This window comes from Azohydromonas lata (assembly GCF_034427735.1).
GTDB lineage: Bacteria > Pseudomonadota > Gammaproteobacteria > Burkholderiales > Burkholderiaceae_C > Azohydromonas > Azohydromonas lata.
The window spans coordinates 21,782-40,626 of the sequence record NZ_JAXOJX010000009.1; the positions used below are offsets into that span (position 1 = coordinate 21,782).

General features: G+C 68.6%; 25 protein-coding genes. 17 read left to right on the top strand and 8 right to left on the bottom strand.

Going from position 1 to position 18,845, the window contains the following annotated elements:
- Positions 1 to 33: 33 nt before the first annotated feature.
- The gene (gpmA, locus tag SM757_RS07760; protein ID WP_322465011.1) at positions 34 to 777 is read right to left on the bottom strand and encodes a 2,3-diphosphoglycerate-dependent phosphoglycerate mutase; all 744 of its coding nucleotides are present in this window, start codon (positions 775 to 777) and stop codon (positions 34 to 36) included.
- A gap of 133 nt (positions 778 to 910) precedes the next feature.
- On the opposite strand from gpmA, the gene SM757_RS07765 reads away from it, so the two are divergent.
- The 4 genes from SM757_RS07765 (at position 911) to SM757_RS07780 (ending at position 3,333) form a co-directional block, all read left to right on the top strand.
- Positions 911 to 1,324: a rhodanese-like domain-containing protein gene (locus tag SM757_RS07765; protein WP_066337463.1), complete on the top strand. Its 414-nt coding sequence runs from the start codon at positions 911 to 913 to the stop codon at positions 1,322 to 1,324.
- Positions 1,325 to 1,511: 187 nt separating this feature from the next.
- The gene (gene grxC, locus SM757_RS07770; protein WP_066337400.1) at positions 1,512 to 1,769 is read left to right on the top strand and encodes a glutaredoxin 3; all 258 of its coding nucleotides are present in this window, start codon (positions 1,512 to 1,514) and stop codon (positions 1,767 to 1,769) included.
- A 99-nt stretch (positions 1,770 to 1,868) separates the two neighbouring features.
- Entirely contained in the window at positions 1,869 to 2,324 is a 456-nt protein-coding gene (secB, locus tag SM757_RS07775; RefSeq protein WP_322465012.1) for a protein-export chaperone SecB, read from the top strand.
- 22 nt (positions 2,325 to 2,346) lie between these two features.
- Positions 2,347 to 3,333 (top strand): NAD(P)H-dependent glycerol-3-phosphate dehydrogenase, encoded by a 987-nt coding sequence (locus SM757_RS07780; RefSeq protein WP_322465013.1) that lies wholly within the window; start codon positions 2,347 to 2,349, stop codon positions 3,331 to 3,333.
- Positions 3,334 to 3,414: 81 nt separating this feature from the next.
- On the opposite strand, the gene trmL is transcribed toward SM757_RS07780, so the two are convergent.
- Positions 3,415 to 3,885 carry a tRNA (uridine(34)/cytosine(34)/5-carboxymethylaminomethyluridine(34)-2'-O)-methyltransferase TrmL gene (gene trmL / locus SM757_RS07785; protein WP_322465014.1) on the bottom strand — a complete coding sequence of 157 codons (471 nt, stop codon included), beginning with the start codon at positions 3,883 to 3,885 and terminating at the stop codon, positions 3,415 to 3,417.
- Between the two features lie 40 nt (positions 3,886 to 3,925).
- Positions 3,926 to 4,663, bottom strand: coding sequence for a ComF family protein (locus SM757_RS07790; protein ID WP_322465015.1), 738 nt, complete (start codon positions 4,661 to 4,663; stop codon positions 3,926 to 3,928).
- 27 nt (positions 4,664 to 4,690) lie between these two features.
- Between SM757_RS07790 and SM757_RS07795 the strand changes: the two genes are divergently transcribed.
- The 8 genes from SM757_RS07795 (at position 4,691) to SM757_RS07830 (ending at position 11,122) form a co-directional block, all read left to right on the top strand.
- On the top strand, positions 4,691 to 5,599 hold the full coding sequence (locus tag SM757_RS07795) for a methyltransferase domain-containing protein (RefSeq protein WP_322465016.1): 909 nt from the start codon (positions 4,691 to 4,693) through the stop codon (positions 5,597 to 5,599).
- Between the two features lie 189 nt (positions 5,600 to 5,788).
- A complete protein-coding gene (locus SM757_RS07800; RefSeq protein ID WP_322465017.1) occupies positions 5,789 to 6,358 on the top strand; it encodes a DUF2244 domain-containing protein in 570 nt (189 codons plus the stop codon).
- Between the two features lie 5 nt (positions 6,359 to 6,363).
- The gene (gene coxB / locus SM757_RS07805) at positions 6,364 to 7,533 is read left to right on the top strand and encodes a cytochrome c oxidase subunit II (RefSeq protein ID WP_322465018.1); all 1,170 of its coding nucleotides are present in this window, start codon (positions 6,364 to 6,366) and stop codon (positions 7,531 to 7,533) included.
- A 29-nt stretch (positions 7,534 to 7,562) separates the two neighbouring features.
- A complete protein-coding gene (gene ctaD / locus SM757_RS07810) occupies positions 7,563 to 9,179 on the top strand; it encodes a cytochrome c oxidase subunit I (RefSeq protein ID WP_322465019.1) in 1,617 nt (538 codons plus the stop codon).
- 19 nt (positions 9,180 to 9,198) lie between these two features.
- Positions 9,199 to 9,333, top strand: coding sequence for a cytochrome oxidase small assembly protein (locus tag SM757_RS07815; protein ID WP_373862993.1), 135 nt, complete (start codon positions 9,199 to 9,201; stop codon positions 9,331 to 9,333).
- 27 nt (positions 9,334 to 9,360) lie between these two features.
- Positions 9,361 to 9,957 (top strand): cytochrome c oxidase assembly protein, encoded by a 597-nt coding sequence (locus SM757_RS07820; RefSeq protein WP_322465020.1) that lies wholly within the window; start codon positions 9,361 to 9,363, stop codon positions 9,955 to 9,957.
- On the top strand, positions 9,954 to 10,199 hold the full coding sequence (locus tag SM757_RS07825) for a DUF2970 domain-containing protein (RefSeq protein ID WP_066337411.1): 246 nt from the start codon (positions 9,954 to 9,956) through the stop codon (positions 10,197 to 10,199). The genes SM757_RS07820 and SM757_RS07825 overlap by 4 nt, the downstream gene beginning before the upstream one ends.
- A 38-nt stretch (positions 10,200 to 10,237) precedes the next feature.
- Positions 10,238 to 11,122, top strand: a complete 885-nt coding sequence (locus tag SM757_RS07830) for a cytochrome c oxidase subunit 3 (RefSeq protein WP_066337412.1) — start codon at positions 10,238 to 10,240, stop codon at positions 11,120 to 11,122.
- A 58-nt stretch (positions 11,123 to 11,180) separates the two neighbouring features.
- Here the strand turns inward: SM757_RS07830 and SM757_RS07835 are convergent, their stop codons facing one another.
- On the bottom strand, positions 11,181 to 11,414 hold the full coding sequence (locus tag SM757_RS07835; protein WP_066337415.1) for a twin transmembrane helix small protein: 234 nt from the start codon (positions 11,412 to 11,414) through the stop codon (positions 11,181 to 11,183).
- Positions 11,415 to 11,456: 42 nt separating this feature from the next.
- On the opposite strand from SM757_RS07835, the gene SM757_RS07840 reads away from it, so the two are divergent.
- The 5 genes from SM757_RS07840 to SM757_RS07860 are packed head-to-tail and all read left to right on the top strand — an operon-like array spanning position 11,457 to position 15,657.
- A complete protein-coding gene (locus SM757_RS07840; protein ID WP_322465021.1) occupies positions 11,457 to 12,197 on the top strand; it encodes an SURF1 family protein in 741 nt (246 codons plus the stop codon).
- Positions 12,154 to 12,852, top strand: a complete 699-nt coding sequence (locus SM757_RS07845; RefSeq protein WP_066337418.1) for an SCO family protein — start codon at positions 12,154 to 12,156, stop codon at positions 12,850 to 12,852. The genes SM757_RS07840 and SM757_RS07845 overlap by 44 nt, the downstream gene beginning before the upstream one ends.
- A gap of 8 nt (positions 12,853 to 12,860) precedes the next feature.
- A complete protein-coding gene (locus SM757_RS07850) occupies positions 12,861 to 14,033 on the top strand; it encodes a COX15/CtaA family protein (protein ID WP_322465022.1) in 1,173 nt (390 codons plus the stop codon).
- On the top strand, positions 14,030 to 14,992 hold the full coding sequence (cyoE, locus tag SM757_RS07855; RefSeq protein WP_322465023.1) for a heme o synthase: 963 nt from the start codon (positions 14,030 to 14,032) through the stop codon (positions 14,990 to 14,992). The genes SM757_RS07850 and cyoE overlap by 4 nt, the downstream gene beginning before the upstream one ends.
- Positions 14,989 to 15,657, top strand: coding sequence for an SCO family protein (locus SM757_RS07860; protein ID WP_322465024.1), 669 nt, complete (start codon positions 14,989 to 14,991; stop codon positions 15,655 to 15,657). Before cyoE ends, SM757_RS07860 begins: the two co-directional genes overlap by 4 nt.
- A gap of 99 nt (positions 15,658 to 15,756) precedes the next feature.
- On the opposite strand, the gene rpoH is transcribed toward SM757_RS07860, so the two are convergent.
- From rpoH to SM757_RS07880, 4 genes are all read right to left on the bottom strand, one after another.
- Entirely contained in the window at positions 15,757 to 16,686 is a 930-nt protein-coding gene (gene rpoH, locus SM757_RS07865; RefSeq protein WP_322465025.1) for an RNA polymerase sigma factor RpoH, read from the bottom strand.
- 82 nt (positions 16,687 to 16,768) lie between these two features.
- Entirely contained in the window at positions 16,769 to 17,719 is a 951-nt protein-coding gene (gene lepB / locus SM757_RS07870) for a signal peptidase I (protein ID WP_322465026.1), read from the bottom strand.
- Between the two features lie 89 nt (positions 17,720 to 17,808).
- Positions 17,809 to 18,075, bottom strand: coding sequence for a hypothetical protein (locus SM757_RS07875; protein WP_322465027.1), 267 nt, complete (start codon positions 18,073 to 18,075; stop codon positions 17,809 to 17,811).
- On the bottom strand, positions 18,072 to 18,674 hold the full coding sequence (locus tag SM757_RS07880) for an RNA polymerase sigma factor (protein WP_322465028.1): 603 nt from the start codon (positions 18,672 to 18,674) through the stop codon (positions 18,072 to 18,074). Before SM757_RS07880 ends, SM757_RS07875 begins: the two co-directional genes overlap by 4 nt.
- Between the last annotated feature and the right edge of the window lie 171 nt (positions 18,675 to 18,845).

Genomic DNA, 18,845 nt, shown 5'->3' on the forward strand with positions numbered 1-18,845 from the left:
TTGCTTTTGCGCGGATGAGCGCGCTTTGGCGCGTCAGGCCTTGCCCTGGCTGGCCACGGCGGCGGCGGCCTTGGCGGCGGCTTCGGCGTCACCCAAGTAGTAGCGGCGGATGGGCTTCAGCTCGGCGTCGAGCTCGTAGACCATGGGGATGCCGTTGGGGATGTTCAGGCCCACGATGTCGGCGTCGCTGATGCCGTCGAGGTACTTCACCAGGGCGCGGATGCTGTTGCCGTGGGCGGCGATGACGATGCGCTGGCCGGACTTGATGGCGGGGGCGAGCACTTCGTTCCAGGCCGGCAGCACGCGGGCGACGGTGTCCTTGAGGCACTCGGTCAGCGGGATCTGCTCGGCCGCGAGCTGGCCGTAGCGCAGGTCCTGGCGCTGGCCGCGGGGGTCGTCGGACTCCAGGGCGGGCGGCGGGGTGTCGTAGCTGCGGCGCCACACCAGCACCTGCTCGTCGCCGTACTGCTTGGCCATGTCGGCCTTGTTGAGGCCTTGCAGCGCGCCGTAGTGGCGCTCGTTGAGGCGCCAGTCCTTGACCACGGGCAGCCAGGTGCGGTCCATCTCGTCCAGGCAGTGCCACAGCGTCCAGATGGCGCGCTTGAGCACGGAGGTGTAGGCGACGTCGAATTCCCAGCCGCCTTCCTTGAGCAGCTTGCCGGCCTGGCGGGCCTGGGCCACGCCGGTGTCGGTCAGCGGCACGTCGGTCCAGCCGGTGAAGCGGTTTTCGAGGTTCCAGGTCGATTCGCCGTGGCGGATCAGGACAAGCTTGTACATGGGCGGGCTGCTCAAAAGTGGACGAAAGGCGCTGCGTCGCGGCCGGCGCTCATCCCGGACGGCACAGGTGGCGCGGGCGGCGGCAAAGCTGCAAATTCTATAATCCGCCGCTTTGGCCACCCTACTGAACGCCGTGAGATTCCTGCTCGACAACTGGTACCTGATCCTCACCGCGCTCGTCTCCGGCGGGCTGTTGCTGTGGCCCGTCATTCGCGGCGGTGCCGGCGGTGGTGGTGGCGTGAGCACCGCGGAAGCGGTGCGGCTGATCAACCGCGAAAAAGGCGTGCTCATAGACGTGCGCGAGCCTGCCGAATTTGCCGCCGGGCATGCGGTGGGTGCGCGCAACGTGCCGCTGTCGCAGATCGAGGCCGCCACCAACCTGCCCGCCAACAAGGCGCTGCCGCTGCTGGTGCTGTGCGCCACCGGCGCGCGCGCCGGCCGTGCCGTGGCCCTGCTCAAGAAGCGCGGCTATGAAAACACCCAGGTCGTGGCCGGTGGCCTGGCGGCCTGGCGCGAAGCCAACCTGCCCACCGAAACCGCGGCCTGAAGCCCCGTGCGCTGCATCCGCCGCAAGCCTCGCGCAGGCGGTTGCCTGCGCAACGGCATGGGATGCTGAGCTGCGCCTTGAGCCGGCCGGTGGCAGGGGCAAGTCGCCCGCCGCCGGCAAGGGTTGAAGGCGCTGCGGACAATTCACTTCGTTTTCACCAACCGCCGCGCGAGCCGCGTTTCCCGTGATGAATGCCGTCAAGATGTACACCACGCTGGTCTGTCCCTACTGCCAGCGAGCCAAGCAGTTGCTCAAGCAGCGCGGTGTCGAGCACATCGAGGAAGTGCGCATCGACCAAGACCCCTCGCAGCGCGAGACCATGATGAAGATCACCGGGCGCCGCACGGTGCCGCAGATCTTCATCGGCGATACGCATGTCGGCGGCTGCGATGACCTCATCGCGCTGGACCAGCGCGGTGGCCTCATGCCGCTGCTCAACGCCTGAGCCGGCGCGCCCCCGGCGGGTGCAAAGGAGCGCTCCGGCGCTGCGTAATAATCGGCCACGCCCGCATGTCGCGGGCCTTCTTTTCTCAGAGACAGAACCATGGCCGACCAAGAGCAGACCCCGGTGTTCCAGATCCAGCGCATGTACCTTAAGGACCTGTCGCTGGAGCAGCCGAACTCGCCCCAGATCCTCACCGAGCAGCAGCAGCCGCAGGTCGAGATCAACCTGGGCCTGTCTGCCGAGACCATCAGCGAAGAGGGCATCTACGAAGTCTGCGTGACCGCCACCGTCACCACCAAGATCGGCGAAAAGACGCTGTTCCTGGTCGAGGCCAAGCAGGCCGGCATCTTCGAGATCCGCAACATTCCGCAGGACCAGCTGCAGGCCATCATCGGCATTGCCTGCCCGGGCATGGTCTACCCGTACCTGCGCGCCATCGTCTCCGACATATGCACCCGCGCCGGCTTCCCGCCGGTGATGCTGGCCGAGGTGAACTTCCAGGCCATGTTCGAAGCGCAGCAGCAGCAGCTGGCCGCGCAGGGCGCCGTCGCCTGACGACGCCTTGTCCGGCCGCGGCATGAAGATCAGCGTGCTGGGCGCGGGCGCCTGGGGCACCGCACTGGGAGTGCAGGCGGCCGTGCGCCACGAGGTGCTGCTGTGGGCGCGCGATGCGCAGCAGGCGCAGGCCCTGCACGCGCAGCGCCGCAACACCCGCTACCTGCCGGAAGTGGAGCTGCCCGCGGCGCTGGCCGTGGGCAGCGATTTCGATGCGGCGCTGGCGCATGCGCGCGAGGGCCTGCTCGTCATCGCCACGCCCATGGCGGGACTGCGCGGCATGCTGCAGGCGCTGCCCGCGGGCTCGCGCGCCTTATGGCTGTGCAAGGGTTTCGAAGCCGGTACGGGCCTGTTGGGCCACGAGATCGCGCGCGAAGCCTGCCCACAAGCCGTCACCGGCGTGCTCTCCGGGCCCAGCTTCGCCGCCGAGGTGGCAAAGCTGCAGCCCACGGCACTGGTGGCCGCCAGCGCCAACGCAGCGCTGTGCGAGTTGGCGGTGCAGGCTTTCCACGGTGAGGCGCTGCGCATCTACACCTGCGACGACCCGGTCGGCGTTGAGGTGGGCGGCGCGGTGAAAAACGTGTTGGCCATCGCCACCGGGATGTGTGACGGGCTGGAACTGGGCCTCAACGCCCGCGCCGCCGTCATCACGCGCGGCCTGGCCGAGATGACGCGGCTGGGCCTGGCGCTGGGCGCGAAGGTCGAGACTTTCATGGGCCTCTCCGGCTTGGGCGATCTGGTGCTCACCGCCACGGGTGACCTCTCGCGCAACCGCCGCGTAGGCCTGCAATTGGCTGCCGGCAAGACGCTGGCGCAGGTGCTGGCCGAGTTGGGCCACGTGGCCGAGGGCGTCTACAGCGCCGCTACCGTGGCCCGTCGCGCGCGTGACAAGGGCGTGGAGATGCCCATCACCGAGGCCGTGGTGGCCGTGCTCGAAGGGCGCCTCACGCCGCAGCAGGCCGTGGGCCAGCTCATGCAGCGTGCGCCCAACACGGAGCGCTGCGGGTAAGCCGTCCGCACGCTCGAATGAATCTGGGGCCGGCTTGACCGGCCCCGTTGCTTTTCGCGGTCTGTGACGACGCGCGGAACCTTACACGGCGCCGGCGTAGCCGTTTTGCCGCCACGCCTCGAACACCGACACCGCCACCGCGTTGCTCAGGTTGAGGCTGCGCTGGCCGGGCAGCATGGGCAGGCGCAGCCGTTGTTCGGGGGCGAAGCGCTCGCGCAGCTCAGGCGGCAAGCCGGCCGTCTCGCTGCCGAAGACCAGCCAGTCCCCCGGCTGCCAGGCCACGTCGCCCAAGTGGCGTGTGCCGCGGGTGGTGAAGGCAAAGATTCGTGCCGGGTCCGGCCGCGCGGTGGCGAGGAAGGCCTCCCAGTCAGCGTGGCACTGCACGCTGGCGTACTCGTGGTAGTCCAGGCCGGCGCGCTGCAGCAGCTTGTCCTCCATCGAAAAACCCAGCGGCTCCACCAGGTGCAGCGAGCAGCCGGTGTTGGCGGCCAGCCGTATGACGTTGCCCGTGTTGGGCGGGATCTGCGGATGCACGAGGACGATGTGAAACATCGCGCGATTGTGCGGGAGGGTGCGGGAGGGCCGCCGGGGCTCAGGTGTCCGATGGCCGTGGCGTGCGCGCCAGCACCCACAGCTGCACCGACGCGGCCCCGGCGTCCAGCAGCGTGCGCGCGGCCTCGGCGGCGGTGGCGCCGGTGGTCATGACGTCGTCCAGCAACGCGACGCGGCACCCGCGCAGTGCACTGGCGCGGCCCGGGGCGATCCCGAAGGCGCCCCGGACGTTGGCGCTGCGCTCGGCCTGCGCGAGGCCACTTTGGCGCGGTGTCTCGAAAAGGCGCAGCAGCAGCTTCGCATCGGCGGCCAAGTCCAGCGGCGGCGCCACGCGCCGTGCCAGCTCCCACGACTGGTTGTAGCCGCGCTCGCGCAGCCGCTGCGGGCCCAGGGGCAGCGGCAGCAGTAGATCGGCCGGCGGCGTGCCCTCGCGGCGCAGCGCCTGTAGCAGCAGCGCGGACAGCGCGCCCGTCAGATCCAGCCCGCCGCGGAACTTGAGCTGGCCGATGATGCTGCTCCAGGGCCAGGCGTAGTCCAGGGCGGCGACGCAGCGCTCGAAGGGCAGGGGATGGCGCAGGCAATCGGCGCAAAGAGCGTGCGCGCACACCAGCGGCAGCGCGCAGCCCGGGCAACGGGGGAGCAGAGGAATGAAACGTTCGCGGCAGCGGCGGCACAGCCGGCCGGCGTCCCAGGAGCGGCACACGGCGCACTGGCTGGGCATCGCCGCCGCCAGCGCGGCCAAGGCCGATAAACCCCGTTCAACGCGGCTGGCGGGCATCGCCTCAATATACTGCGCGGCCCCGCCATGAACGCCTCCACCGACTCCACCCCGTCCCGCGCCTTCGACACGCGCGCCGCGCAGCGCGCCGTGCGGCGCATGGCAGCCGCCGAACAGCCGCCGTGGCTGCACGCCGAGGCGGCGCGCCGCATGGCCGAGCGGCTGCCCATGATCCGACGCACGCCGCAGACGGTGCTGCAGTGGTCGTCCTTTCTGGGTGCGAGCGAGGCGGTGCTGCGGGACGCCTATCCGCAGGCGCGACTGCTGGCTGTCGAACCGGCCGAGGTGCTGGAGGCCCGCTCTGTCCCGGTGCCGGCACCCTGGTGGTCGCCCAAGCGCTGGGCGGGCCCCGCCGCCGTCACGCTGCTGGACGAGCAGGCCGTGGCGCCGGGCAGTGCCGAGTTGCTGTGGTCCAACATGGCGCTGCACGGCGAGGCCGATCCCACGGCGCTGCTTGCCCGATGGCACGCAGCGCTGGCGGTGGACGGCTTTCTGATGTTCTCCACCTTTGGCGCGGGCACCCTGGCCGAGCTGCGCGGCCTCTACCGCGAGCGTGGCTGGGGCTCGCCCATGGCCGACTTCGTGGACATGCACGATTTGGGCGACATGCTGGTGCACGCCGGCTTCGCCGATCCGGTGATGGACCAGGAAACCGTGCGTCTGACTTGGGCCGACGCTGCCGCGTTGCTGGCCGAGCTGCGCGGGTTGGGCGCCAACGCCGATCCGCGCCGTGTTCCAGGATTGCGCACGCCGCGCTGGCAGGCCCGGCTGGGCGAGGCGCTGCAGGCCCTGGCCGGCACGCACGGGCGCCCGGTGCTGTCCTTCGAGCTGGTCTATGGCCACGCCTTCAAGGCCGCACCGCGTCCGCGCGTGGCCGAACGCACCGAAGTGGGCCTTGAAGAAATGCGGCAAATGGTGAGATCGCGGCGCACCTGAGGTTTTCCCAAGGTTGCACGGGGCGTCGGAATCAGGCAAAGATGCTTCGACGCAGCGCAAACTCTGCCTAGAATCCATCGGTTCCGGAGCAGGATTTGCGTTTAGTCAATGACGAAACCTGCAAAACCTGCTTCAGCGGCAACGGCGCGTCGGCGTCTCTGTGGCGGGCCCAGTCCCTTGACTTTCAACATGACTGCGACCGTTGCTCCAAGCCCCTGGTCCACACCGGCTGCACGTGGTGCCTGGCGGTTTGGTTGCGAAATCGACGGTGGCCACGGCCTGCGCTGGGTGCTCGGGCGCAACGGCGCGCTGGGCCCACGCCGGCACGTGGGCCTGTGGTGCGCGCTGGCCGGCGTGGCGCTGGGGGTGACGCTCATCTTCTGGTGGCAGGGGGTGGCCGTTGCGGCAGCGCTGGTCGCTGGTGAGCTGGCCTTGCTGGGCACGGTGCTGCTGTTGTGCGCCCGCCATGCCGCCGACCGCGAAATGCTGACCCTGGCCGATGGCGCGCTGGTGGTCGAGCACTGTTGCGGCACGCGCACGGAGCGGGCGCGCTTTCGCGCTGAGCGTGTGCGCGTGGAGCCCGCGCGCGCGCAGGGCTCGCTGGTCGAGCTGTCGGGCGAGGGACGACAGATGCGCGTAGGCCGCTACCTGCGCCCGGAACTGCGCTGGCAACTGGCGCAGGAGCTGCGGCAGGCCCTGCACACCACCATGAGCCTGCAACCGGCCCAACGCCAGAACACGGCAATGCAACACAAGTGAGGACCATGCAGAACATCAGGACGCTCACGCACCGTTTCACCCACGCCGCACTGGCCATGGGTGCACTGCTGGCCACCCATGCGGCCCTGGCGGTCAACGACCTGCCCGGTGGCCCGGCCGTCAATCAGACCAACCTGCACCCGCCGGCCACCCGCGTGGCGGCTGAGCTGATGTGGCTGCACAACTTCATGCTGGTTATCTGCTCGGTCATCTTCGTGGCCGTGTTTGGCGTGATGTTCTATTCCATCCTCAAGCACCGCCGTTCGCGTGGCGCCAAGGCCGCCAACTTCCATGAAAGCACGGCGGTGGAAGTGGCCTGGACCATAGTCCCCTTCCTCATCGTCATCGGCATGGCGCTGCCTGCCACGAAGGCCGTGGTGGCCATGAAGGACACCACCAACGCCGACCTCACCATCAAGGCCACGGGCTACCAATGGAAGTGGGGTTACGACTACCTCAACGGCGAAGGACAGGGCATCAACTTCCTCTCAACGCTGGACGTGGGCCAGCGCCAGATGTCCGACGCCGGCAAGCCCCAAGGCGACGATTACCTGCTCAAGGTCGACAACCCGCTGGTGGTGCCGGTGGACAAGAAGATCCGCATCGTCACCACCGCCAGCGACGTGATTCATGCCTGGATGATTCCGGCCTTCGGCGTCAAGCAGGATGCCATTCCCGGCTTTGTGCGCGACACATGGTTTCGCGCCGACAAAACCGGCGACTTCTATGGTCAGTGCGCCGAACTCTGCGGCAAGGAGCACGCGTATATGCCCATACACGTGAAGGTGCTGTCGCAGGCCGACTACAGCGCCTGGGTGGCGGCGCAGCAGAAGAAGATGGCCGCAGCGGCCGACGATCCGGCCAAGGTATGGACGCAGGCCGACTTGTTGGCGCGTGGCGAGAAGGTCTATGCCGCCAACTGCGCTGTGTGCCACCGCCCTGACGGGCAGGGCGCAGGTCCCATCAAGAGACTCGACGGCTCGCCCGTGGTCAACGACGCCGACAAGGGCAAGCAGATCACCGTGCTGCTCAACGGACTGCCCAACGGCATGCCCTCGTGGAAACAGCTCTCCGACACCGAGATCGCCGCCGTCATCACCTACACCAAGAACTCGTGGTCTAACCATACCGGCCAGATCGTGCAGCCCGCCGAGATCGTGGCGGCCCGTAAGTGACCCGCGTCGCCTGAAAGGAAAAAGCCTCCATGAGCGCAGTTCTGCCCCATCACGGCGCCGCCCACGACGAACATCACGACCATCCGCACGGCTGGCGGCGCTGGCTCTTTGCCACCAACCACAAGGACATAGGCACGCTGTACCTGCTGTTCAGCTTCACCATGCTCATGGTGGGCGGGATCCTGGCGCTGCTGATACGGCTGGAGCTGTTCCAGCCCGGGCTGCAGTTCGTCAACCCGCAGCTGTTCAACCAGTTCACCACCATGCATGGCCTCATCATGGTGTTCGGCGCCATCATGCCGGCGTTCGTGGGCTTCGCGAACTGGATGGTGCCGCTGCAGATCGGTGCACCTGACATGGCGTTTGCGCGCATGAACAACTTCAGCTTCTGGCTGATGGTGCCCGCAGCGGTGATGCTGGTGTCGTCCTTCTTCATGCCCGGCGGTGCGCCGGCAGCCGGCTGGACGCTCTACGCGCCGCTGACGCTGCAGATGGGCCCCTCGATGGACGCCGGCATCTTCGCCATGCACATCCTGGGCGCGAGCTCCATCATGGGCTCCATCAACATCATCGTCACCATCCTGAACATGCGCGCGCCGGGCATGACGCTGATGAAGATGCCGCTGTTCTGCTGGACCTGGCTGATCACGGCCTATCTGCTGATCGCCGTGATGCCCGTGCTCGCCGGCGCCATCACCATGACGCTCACGGACCGCCACTTCGGCACCGCCTTCTTCCAGCCCGGCGGCGGCGGCGACCCGGTGATGTACCAGCACATCTTCTGGTTCTTTGGCCACCCCGAGGTCTACATCATGATCTTGCCGGCCTTCGGCATCATCAGCCAGATCGTTCCGGCCTTCGCCCGCAAGAAGCTCTTCGGCTACACCTCCATGGTGTACGCCACCGCGTCCATCGCCATCCTGTCCTTCATCGTGTGGGCGCACCACATGTTCACCACCGGCATGCCAGTGACGGGACAGCTCTTCTTCATGTACGCGACCATGCTCATCGCCATCCCCACGGGGGTGAAGGTGTTCAACTGGGTCGCCACCATGTGGCGCGGCTCCATGACCTTCGAGACCCCCATGCTGTTTGCCGTGGGCTTCATCTTCGTGTTCTCCATGGGCGGCTTCACGGGGCTGATCCTGTCCATGGCGCCGGTGGACATACAGCTGCAGGACACCTACTACGTCGTGGCCCACTTCCACTATGTGCTGGTGGCAGGATCGCTGTTCGCGCTCTTCGCCGGCGTGTACTACTGGGGTCCGAAGTGGACCGGGACGATGTACTCCGAGACCCGCGGCAAGCTGCATTTCTGGGGCTCGCTGATCTTCTTCAACGTTACCTTTTTCCCCATGCACTTCCTCGGCTTGGCCGGCATGCCGCGCCGCTACGCCGACTACCCCATGCAGTTCGCCGACTTCAACGCGCTGGCCTCCATCGGCGCTTTCGGCTTCGGCTTGATGCAGGTGTACTTCTTCGTTTTTGTGGTGCTGCCCATGATGCGCGGCCGTGGACAGCCTGCGCCGCAGCGTCCCTGGGACGGCGCCGAGGGGCTGGAGTGGGAGGTGCCGTCACCCGCGCCCTTCCATACCTTCGAGAAGCCGCCGCAACTCGACGCCACGGCCACGCGCGTGGTGGGCTGAACGCGGCATGGAGCACGTCGTGACCACGCCGAGCGACGATGAGCTGCACGCGCAGCGCCGCCGCGGCAACGTGCGGCTGGCGCTGATCCTGGCCTCTGTTGCCGCGGCTTTTGCCGCGGGCTACGTCGCCAAGATCGTGCTGCTGGGCCCCTGAGCCGGCAACCTCAGGAAAGCACAGCGCATGGACACCCGCCGCCACGCCCGCCTGCGCCGCGACAACCTGCGCATGGTGGGCAAGCTCACGCTGGTGGCGGTGCTGATGTTCGGCTTTGGTTACGCGTTGGTGCCGCTGTACAAGCACATCTGCGAGGCGCTGGGCATCAACGTGCTGTCGCTGTCGGAGCGCCAGGCCGCCGGATTTGGCCGCCCAAGCGCGCAGCCGGCCAACAGCCAGGTTGATCGCAGCCGCACCATTACTGTGGAATTCGATGCCAATGCGCGTGGACCCTGGGACTTCAAACCCGCGCTGGCCACACTCAAGGTGCATCCGGGTGAGCTTGCCACCGTGATGTACGAATTCCGCAACCGCCAGCCGCGCGTCATGACGGCGCAGGCCATTCCCAGCTATGCGCCCAAGCAGGCCACGGCCTACTTCAACAAGGTCGAGTGTTTCTGCTTCAACGAGTACACGCTTGCGCCGGGCGAATCGCGGCAGTGGCCGGTGGCTTTCGTGATCGACCCCAAGTTGCCTCGCGACGTCACGACCATCACGCTGTCCTACACCTTCTTTGAAGTGGTGGGCAAGAGCGCGGCGGCCCGCGCGGAGCCACGGCTGTGAACGGCCGCCCCGACCATGGCGATGCGGGGCGGGCGCTGCGCCGCCGGGGCTCGTGGTTGCGCAGTTTCAAGGCCGTGGCGTGGTCTTTTTTCGGCGTGCGCCGCGCCAGCGACTATGAACAGGATGTCAGCCAGCTCAAGCCGCAACACGTCATCGTCGCCGGCCTCGTGGCCGCGGCGCTGTTCGTGGCGCTGCTGGTGCTGCTGGTGAGATGGGTGGTGGGCAGCGGCGTGGCCGGCTGACCCGCGACACAACAGCAACCGTCGAGGAGAGAGCAAGCATGTCCGCAGTGACGCACCAAGGCAGCGTGCCCAACTACTTCGTACCCAGTCCGTCACGGCATCCGCTGATGACGGCCATTGGCCTGTTCTTCGTGATCTTGGGCGCGGCCCAATGGATCAACGGCCATGGCTGGGGCGCCTACTCGCTGCTGTTCGGCCTGCTGTGGTGGGCCGTGGTCATGTTCCAGTGGTTCAGCGACGCGGTGCGCGAGAGCGAGGGCGGCCTCTACGGCCGCAACATCGACATCTCCTACCGCTGGAGCATGAGCTGGTTCATCTTCTCGGAGGTGATGTTCTTTGGTGCCTTCTTCGGGGCGCTGTTCTGGTCGCGCTTCTACACCGTGCCCACCTTGGGTAGCCTGGAAAACAGCCTGCTGTGGCCGGACTTCAAGGCGGCCTGGCCCACCGACCAGCCCGGCAATACTGCCTCGCCGGCCGGCATCGTCGAGCCCTTCAGCACCATAGGCCCGTGGCCGCTGCCCACCATCAATACCGCGCTGCTGCTGACCTCCGGCGTGACGCTGACCATCGCCCACCATGCCCTCATCGCTGGCCGCCGTGCCAAGGCCATTGCCTGGATGTGGCTCACGGTGCTGCTGGGTGCGACCTTCCTGTGCGTGCAGGCCTTCGAATACCACCACGCCTATCAGGAACTCAACCTCAAGCTCAGCTCCGGCATCTTCGGCTCCACTTTCTTCATGCTCACCGGCTTCCACGGCTTCCACGTCTTCGTGGGCATGCTGATGCTGCTGTTCATCACACTGCGGCTGATGAAGGGCCACTTCACCCCCGAACGCCACTTCGGGTTCGAGGGCGCGGCCTGGTACTGGCACTTCGTGGACGTGGTCTGGCTGGGCCTGTACCTGCTGGTCTACTGGCTCTGAAGCCGCAGGGCGCGCAATTGCGCGCCCGTCAACGCCATCCAGGCGCGGCGCCAGGCCCTCAGCGCGCCACGGGGAGGCCGGTGGGCTGTATCCAGCCCATCCAGTAGCTGAAAAGAATGAACAGGAACAGCGCCACCGACAGCCCAACCCGCAGCGCCAACGCGCGCGCCATGCGTTTATCGGGCTGTCCGGCCGTTCCCGCTTCCGGCGGCCGCTTGCGCAGCATCAGCACGCCGGCGCTGGCCAGTGCGCCCAAGATGCCCAGCAGCACCAGCACGATGATGAACTTCATGGGCGCCCATTCTGGCACCGCACCGCTCGCAGGCCGGTGTCCATGTTGAGCCTGCGTGCGCGGCGGACGATGGTGGCGCTGGCGGCCGTGCTGGGCACCTCGCTGACCGCTCGGCTGGGCTGGTGGCAACTGGACCGTGCGGCGCAAAAGGAATCGTTGCAGCAGGCCGTCGATGCCCATGCCGCACTGCCCCCGTTGCCCGCGCCCGGCCTGGCTCGCACGCCACAGCAAGCCGAACAGCAACTGCACAGGCGTGTCATCGTGCAGGGCCGCTGGCTGGCGGAACGCACGGTCTTTCTCGACAACCGACAGATGGACGCGCGTCCCGGCTTCTTCGTCCTCACGCCGCTGCAATTGGACGACGGCAGCGCGGTGCTGGTGCAGCGCGGCTGGGTGCCGCGCGACATGCAGGAGCGTACCCGGCTGCCGGCCATTCCCACGCCGGCGCAGCCCGTGGCCATTACGGCGCGCATAGAGGGCTCGCCGGCCCGCCTCTACGAATTCACCCCGCAGGGCAGTGAGACAGGACCCATCCGTCAAAATCTCGCCCTGGACGCCTTTGCGCACGAGACCCACCTCTCGCTGCGTCCCCTCACACTGCTGCAGCTCGATGATGCGGCGGCGCCTGTTGCCGATGACGGGCTGCGCCGCCACTGGCCCTTGCCGGCGGTGGACGTGCACAAGCACTACGGCTATGCCGTCCAGTGGTTCTCACTGGCGGCGCTGATCACGGGTCTTTATGTCTGGTTCCAACTCCTCCGCCCCCGCCGGCGTGCCGCCTGAGCCGCTGGGCCTGACGGTGCATTCCATGCCCCGGCCTGAGCTCGACGCGCAGGCGCGGCGCACGCGCAGCGGGCGTTTGAAGATGCTGTTGGTGCTGCTGGTGTGCGCTTCGCCCGTGGTCGCCTCCTACTTCACCTATTTCGTCGTCCGCCCCGAGGGCCGCAGCAACTACGCCGCGCTGATTGAGCCGCCGCACCCCATGCCCGCGCTCACGCTGAGCACGCTGGAGGGCCAGAGCGTGCCGGCCGATTCGCTCAAGGGCCAGTGGCTGCTGGTCGTGGCCGGCAGCGGCGACTGCGACAGCGACTGCGAAAAGCTGCTCTACCTGCAGCGCCAGCTTCGCGAGATGACCGGCCGCGAGCGCGAGCGCATCGACAAGGTCTGGCTGGTCACCGACACGCAGATGCCCCCGGCGGCGCTGCAAAAGGCAGTGCAGGACACCGGCGCCGCGCACATCCTGCGTGCCGACGCCATGCAGGTGGCGCAGTGGCTGCAGCCTGCGCCGGGCGAGTCGCTGGCCTCGCACATCTACATCGTCGATCCCATGGGGCAATGGATGATGCGCGCCCCCCTGCGCCCCGACCCCGCCAAGCTCAAGCGTGACCTGGAGCGGCTGCTGCGCGCCTCGGCCAGTTGGGATCGCGAAGGACGCTGAGGTAGCCCATGACGACCGTTGCCGCCTGGGACCTCTCGCCGCTGCTGCGCATGGCCCTCTTGGGTGCCGTGCTGGCGCTGGTGCCGCTGGCCTGGATCGCCTTGCGCCACCGCGGCTCCGCGGCGCGGCTGCGCGCGCTCACCGCGCTCACGCTGTTCCTGTGCTTCGACCTCGTGCTCTTTGGCGCCTTCACCCGGCTCACCGACTCCGGCCTGGGCTGTCCCGACTGGCCCGGCTGCTACGGCAACGCAAGTCCCTTGGGCGCGCAGCACCACATCGCCGCCGCACAGTCGTTGCTGCCGGACGGACCGGTGACGCATGCCAAGGCGTGGATAGAGATGCTGCACCGCTACTTCGCCACCGCCGTCGGGGTGCTGATCACGGTGCTGGCCGCCATGAGCTGGCGGCTGCACCGCCGCGGTACGCCGGGCGTGATTTCTTCCTGGTGGGCCGGCGCGACGCTGCTGTGGGTGTGCATGCAGGGCGCCTTCGGCGCGCTGACGGTGACCATGAAGCTCTACCCGGCCATCGTCACCGCGCACCTGCTCGGCGGCCTGGGGCTGCTGGCGCTGCTGGCCGCGCAATCCCAGGCCTTCGACGGGCCGGACAGCCGCCCGCTGGCGTTGCCCGCCGGCCTGCGCCGTGGCCTGTGGGCGCTGGCCGCCCTGGCCGTGGCGCAAATGGCTCTGGGCGGTTGGGTCAGCACCAACTACGCGGTGCTGGCCTGCGGCGATTTCCCGACCTGCCAGGGTCGCTGGTGGCCGGACATGGACTTCCAGCACGGTTTTACTTTGCAGCGCGCGCTGGGTAATACCGGCGACGGTGATTACTTGCCGTTTGCCGCACTCACCGCCATCCACTTCACGCACCGGCTGATGGCATTGGCGGTGCTCGCCGCGCTGGTCTTGATGGCCTGGCGGCTGTGGCGCCTGGATGAGGCACAGGCGCGGCGCTGGGCATGCGCGCTGCTCGCGGTGGGCGGGTGGCAGCTTGCCAGCGGCGTGTCCAACGTGGTGCTGGGCTGGCCGCTGCTGGCCGCCGTGGGCCACACCGGCGGCGCCGCCGCCCTGATCGTGATCCTGAGCATGATGCTCATGCGTGCCCACCGCGGCGCGCGCCAAGTTTTACCCGCTCGCCGCGGTACGCAGCCCGCACTGGCTCCCGGAGTGAGATACCCATGACCCAAAGCGCAACCCATTCCTCCGTGACCCCACCACCCGTGGCCGGCACCGCCGCTGCCGTGCGCAACGCCTCGCAGGTACACATCCCGCTGTGGCGCCAGTTCTATGCGCTGACCAAGCCGCGCGTGGTGCAGCTCATCGTGTTCTGTGCTCTCATAGGCATGCTGCTGGCCGCGCCGGGGCTGCCGCCGGCCGTCACGGTGCTGGCGGCCACGGCCGGCATCTGGCTGGTGGCCGCAGCCGCGGCTGCCTTCAACTGTGTCGTGGAGCAGCACATAGACGCCCGCATGTCGCGTACGGCCTGGCGGCCCACCGCGCGCGGGCAACTCGGCAACCGGCAGACGCTGCTCTTTTCCGCGCTGCTGTGCGCCGCGGGCAGTGCGCTGCTGTGGGCCTTCGTGAACCCGCTGACCATGGTGCTGACCTTCGCCACCTTCGTCGGCTACGCCGTGATCTACACGGTGGTGCTCAAGCCCATGACGCCGCAGAACATCGTCATCGGCGGCGCCTCCGGCGCCATGCCGCCGGTGCTGGGCTGGGCCGCCGTGCGCGGCGACGTGGGTCCGGAGGCGCTGATGCTGTGCCTCATCATCTTCCTGTGGACGCCGCCGCACTTCTGGGCCCTGGCCCTGTACCGCACCGAGGACTACCGCCGTGCCGGGTTGCCCATGCTGCCCGTCACCCATGGCTCGGAGTTCACGCGGCTGCAGGTGCTGCTCTACAGCCTGGTGCTGCTGGCCGCCACGCTGCTGCCCTGGCTCTACGGCATGAGCGGCCTGACCTATCTCGTGTCCGCGCTGGTGCTGGGCGGCCTCTTCATCGCTTACGCCTGGAAACTGTGGCGTGACTACAGCGACGCCCAAGCGCGCAAGACCTTCCGCTTCTCCATCCTGTACCTGTCGCTGCTGTTCGCGGCGCTGCTGCTGGACCACTACCTGAGCCCATGGATAGCCCTGTGACCTCACGCTGCATCACCCATCGCGCCTCACGCCGCAGCTTCACCCTGGCCGGCGTCTCCTCCCTGCTGCTGGCCCTGTCCGGTTGCGATCGCGTCGGCAGCGGCGGCGAGGCCGCTCAGCCCAAGGCCACCGTCGCCACGTTCAACGCCGTGGACATCACCGGCGCCGACTACGCCGGCAAGCTGGAGATGCCGGACGCCCAGGGCAAGGTGCGCACGCTTTCCGAGTTCAAGGGCAAGGTGGTCGTGGTCTTCTTCGGCTACACGCATTGCCCGGACGTGTGCCCCACCACGCTGGCCGAGCTGGCCGAGGTCAAGCGTTCGCTGGGCGCCGACGGCGACAAGGTGCAAGGCATCTTCGTGACGCTGGACCCCGAGCGCGACACACCGGAGCTGCTGAGCGCCTACGTGAAAAACTTCGACGCCGGCTTCATCGCCCTGCGCCCCGAGCCCACGCAGCTCAAGGCGCTGGCGCGCGAGTTCAAGGTTTTCTACATGAAGGTGCCGGGCAAGACCGACGACGCCTACACCCTGGACCACACCGCCGGCAGCTACATCTATGACCCGCAAGGCCGCGTGCGCCTGTTCAGCCGCTACGGTGCCGGTGGTCCGCAGGCACTGGCCGACGACATCAAGAAGCTGCTGTCCAATACCGCCCCGGCCTGAACGGCGGCGGATAGGCGCCACAAAAGCAGACGGCCCCCGCGGGGGCCGTCGTCGTTTGGGCAGACTTGAAGAAGCAGGGTGCCTGCGCGGCCCCGCCGTTCAGGCCGCCGTGGCCTCCATGGCCTTGCGCATCTTCTTCATGGCCGCGACCTCGATCTGGCGGATGCGCTCGGCGCTGACGCCGTACTCCTCGGCCAGCTCGTGCAGTGTCTTGCCGCCGGAGTTGTCGTCATTCACCTGCAACCAGCGCTGCTCGACGATGCGGCGGCTGCGCGCGTCCAGCGCGTCCAGCGCGCGCAGGATGCCGTCGCTGGCCATCACGTCGCGGCGGCGCGCCTCCAGCACGCGGGTGGGCTCGCTTGCCTCGTCGGCCAGGTAGGCGATGGGGGCGAAGGTCATTTCCTCGCTGTCGTCGCCCTGGGGTTCCAGCGCGACGTCGCCGCCGGACAGGCGCGTTTCCATCTCGCGCACTTCCTCGGCCTTCACGTTGAGCTGCTCGGCCACCGTACGCACCTCGTCGCCGCTGAGCGAATTGCGCCAGCTGCGGCCGGATTCGGCCTCGTTCTTGAAACCCTGCTTGAGCGAGCGCAGGTTGAAGAACAGCTTGCGCTGCGCCTTGGTCGTGGCCAGCTTGACCATGCGCCAGTTGCGCAGGATGTACTCGTGGATCTCGGCCTTGATCCAGTGCAGCGCGTAGCTGACCAGGCGCACGCCCTGGTCGGGGTCGAAGCGCTTGACGGCCTTCATCAGGCCCACGTTGCCTTCCTGGATCAGGTCGCCGTGCGGCAGCCCATAGCCCAGGTATTGGCGCGAGACCGACACCACCAGGCGCAGGTGCGACAGCACCAGGCGACCGGCGGCCTGCACGTCGCCATGGTCGCGCAGCCGGGTGGCGCAGTCCTTCTCTTCTTCAGCCGTCAGCAGCGGGATCCGGTTGACGGCGGTGATGTAGGCGTCCAGGTTGCCGAGCGACGGCACCAGGGCCCACGGGTCACGCAGAGCAACAGCATTCGCAGAGGACATGTTCATGGAGTGCTCAGACACGGGGGGTGTGCGTTTGGTTCCCAAAATATTAGCACTCGTGGTGTAGGAGTGCTAAGCGGGAGACTACTCACTTCATTACGCGCCCCAGCCGCTGCCAGCGCACGCCATCCGCTCCCCAGGAGAACCAGATCTGCCGCACGCGGCCGACCACGTCGTGCATGGGCACGGTGCCGAAGTCGCGCGAGTCCACACTGGCCACGCGGTTGTCGCCCAGGACGAACACCTGCCCCGGCGGGACGACCATGTCCCACTGCGCCGGCCGCTTGTCAGTCGACAAGCTGCCCGGCGGCACGTGCGCCGTTTGCAGTTCGGCGGCCGGCGGCTGCGGCGCGTCCGGCACGGGCGAGGGCTCGCCGTTGACCAGCAGCTCGGTACCGCGCATCTGCACCTTGTCGCCCGGCAGCGCCACCACGCGCTTGACGTAGAGCACGGTGCGGTCGTTGGGGTAGGTAAAGATGGCCACGTCGCCGCGCCGCACCGGTGCGCCGAAGTTGCGGGCATAGCGCTTGTCGGCAAAGACGAAGTCGCCCGGCCACAGCGCCGGCGCCATGCTGCCGGACGGAATGCGGAAGGGCTCCACCACGTAGGCGCGCACGGTGATGATGAGCAGCGGCAGTGCCACCACGTCGAACAGGACGACGAGCAGCAGCGTCACCCCCGCCATGCGCCACACCGGCGTGCCGGCGGTGGCGAGGCCGGGCAGCGGGTCGGCCGCGGGCAGATCGCCGCGCCGCGCCGTGCGCCAGGCGTCCACCACCGAGCCCGCCCACACGCCCAGCGTCAGCAGCAGCCCCAGCGCCAGCGCCGGCGCCGTCCAGGAGGGCGGCAGCCACAGCGCCACCACGGCCATGGCCGGCACGCACAGGAAGGCGAAGGCCAGGAAGAACCAGGCCGCGCGGTCTATCTGCCCGTTGTGCCACTGCCCCAGCCCGGGCAGGACCAGCGATTTCAAAGCAGCCCGTGCCGGCTGCGGGCGCACGGCGGCGGCGGTGCGCAGGTTCAGGTCCAGCGGATTCATGACGGTTCCGTCCTCTCCTCGATGTGTCTTGGCGGGCCCGGTGCGGTGCGCGCCCCGGGCTGGTGGAATGGCGGTGATGCGCAGCGCCTTCAGCCCGCGCCCAGGGTCGTGGCCGTCCACAGGCCCCAGGCGAAGGACAGCGCCTGCGCCAGCCCCGCGGTGCCGCCGGCGGCCAGCGCCAGCGCCTTGAGCCAGCGCGCGGCGCGCTGGCGGGCCAGTGCGGCGGGCGAGGGCGGTACGGCGGGCGGCGGCAGCGCGGCCATCACGCGCTCGGTGAAATCGGCGGGCGGCAGCAGCAGCGGCGCGTCCAGGGCCTCGTCCAGCCAGCGCTCGTCGTCCTCAGGCAGGTGATTCATGCTTGCTCCCGTGCGGGAAGGTGTGATGCGTCGGCCAGCGCCTGGCGCAGCCGTTCGCGGGCGCGGTGCAGCCGGGCCTTGGCGGCGGCGGGCGTGCAGTCCTCGATGCGGGCCACGTCGGCCAGCGACAGCTCGTGCACGTAGGCCAGCGCCAGCACGCTGCGGTCGTGCGGGGGCAGGCGGCGCAGCGCGGCCTGCAGCGCGGCGCCGTCCTGGCGCGCCTGCAGGGCCTGCGCCGGGCCGGGGGCGTCGCACGCGGGCGCCGCGGCGCCGTCGTCGGCGGATAAGTCCAGCCCGCCCTGCAGCCGCTGGTGCTCGGCGCGGTCCAGCGCGTTGAGCGCCAGGCGGCGGGCGATGGTGAAGAGCCAGGTGGAGAAGGCGCCCTGCGCCGCGTCGTAGCGGGGCAGGTGCTGCCAGGCGCGAATGAAGGTGTCTTGCGCCAGTTCCTCGGCCTCGGCCTGGCGCAGCCCCATGCGGCCCAGGAAGGCGAACAGCGGGCGCTGGAACTGCCGCACCAGCGCCGCGTAGGCCGCGCGATCGCCCGCGGCGGCGCGCGCCACGGTGCGCGCCAACGGCGGCTCGGCTCCCGCTGCGTCCACGTCGACCCCCTGTTTTTGTCTTGTCAGGGGCTTATACCGGCGAGGCGTGGAGTGGTTACAGGCGGCGCAGCGCCCAACGAAAAGCCCCGCCATCGCGAGGATGGGCGGGGCTGTAGAAGCTTGGCGAGGCGGCGCGGCGGGGCGCGCTTTCAGCGCCCAAGCGGCCGGCGC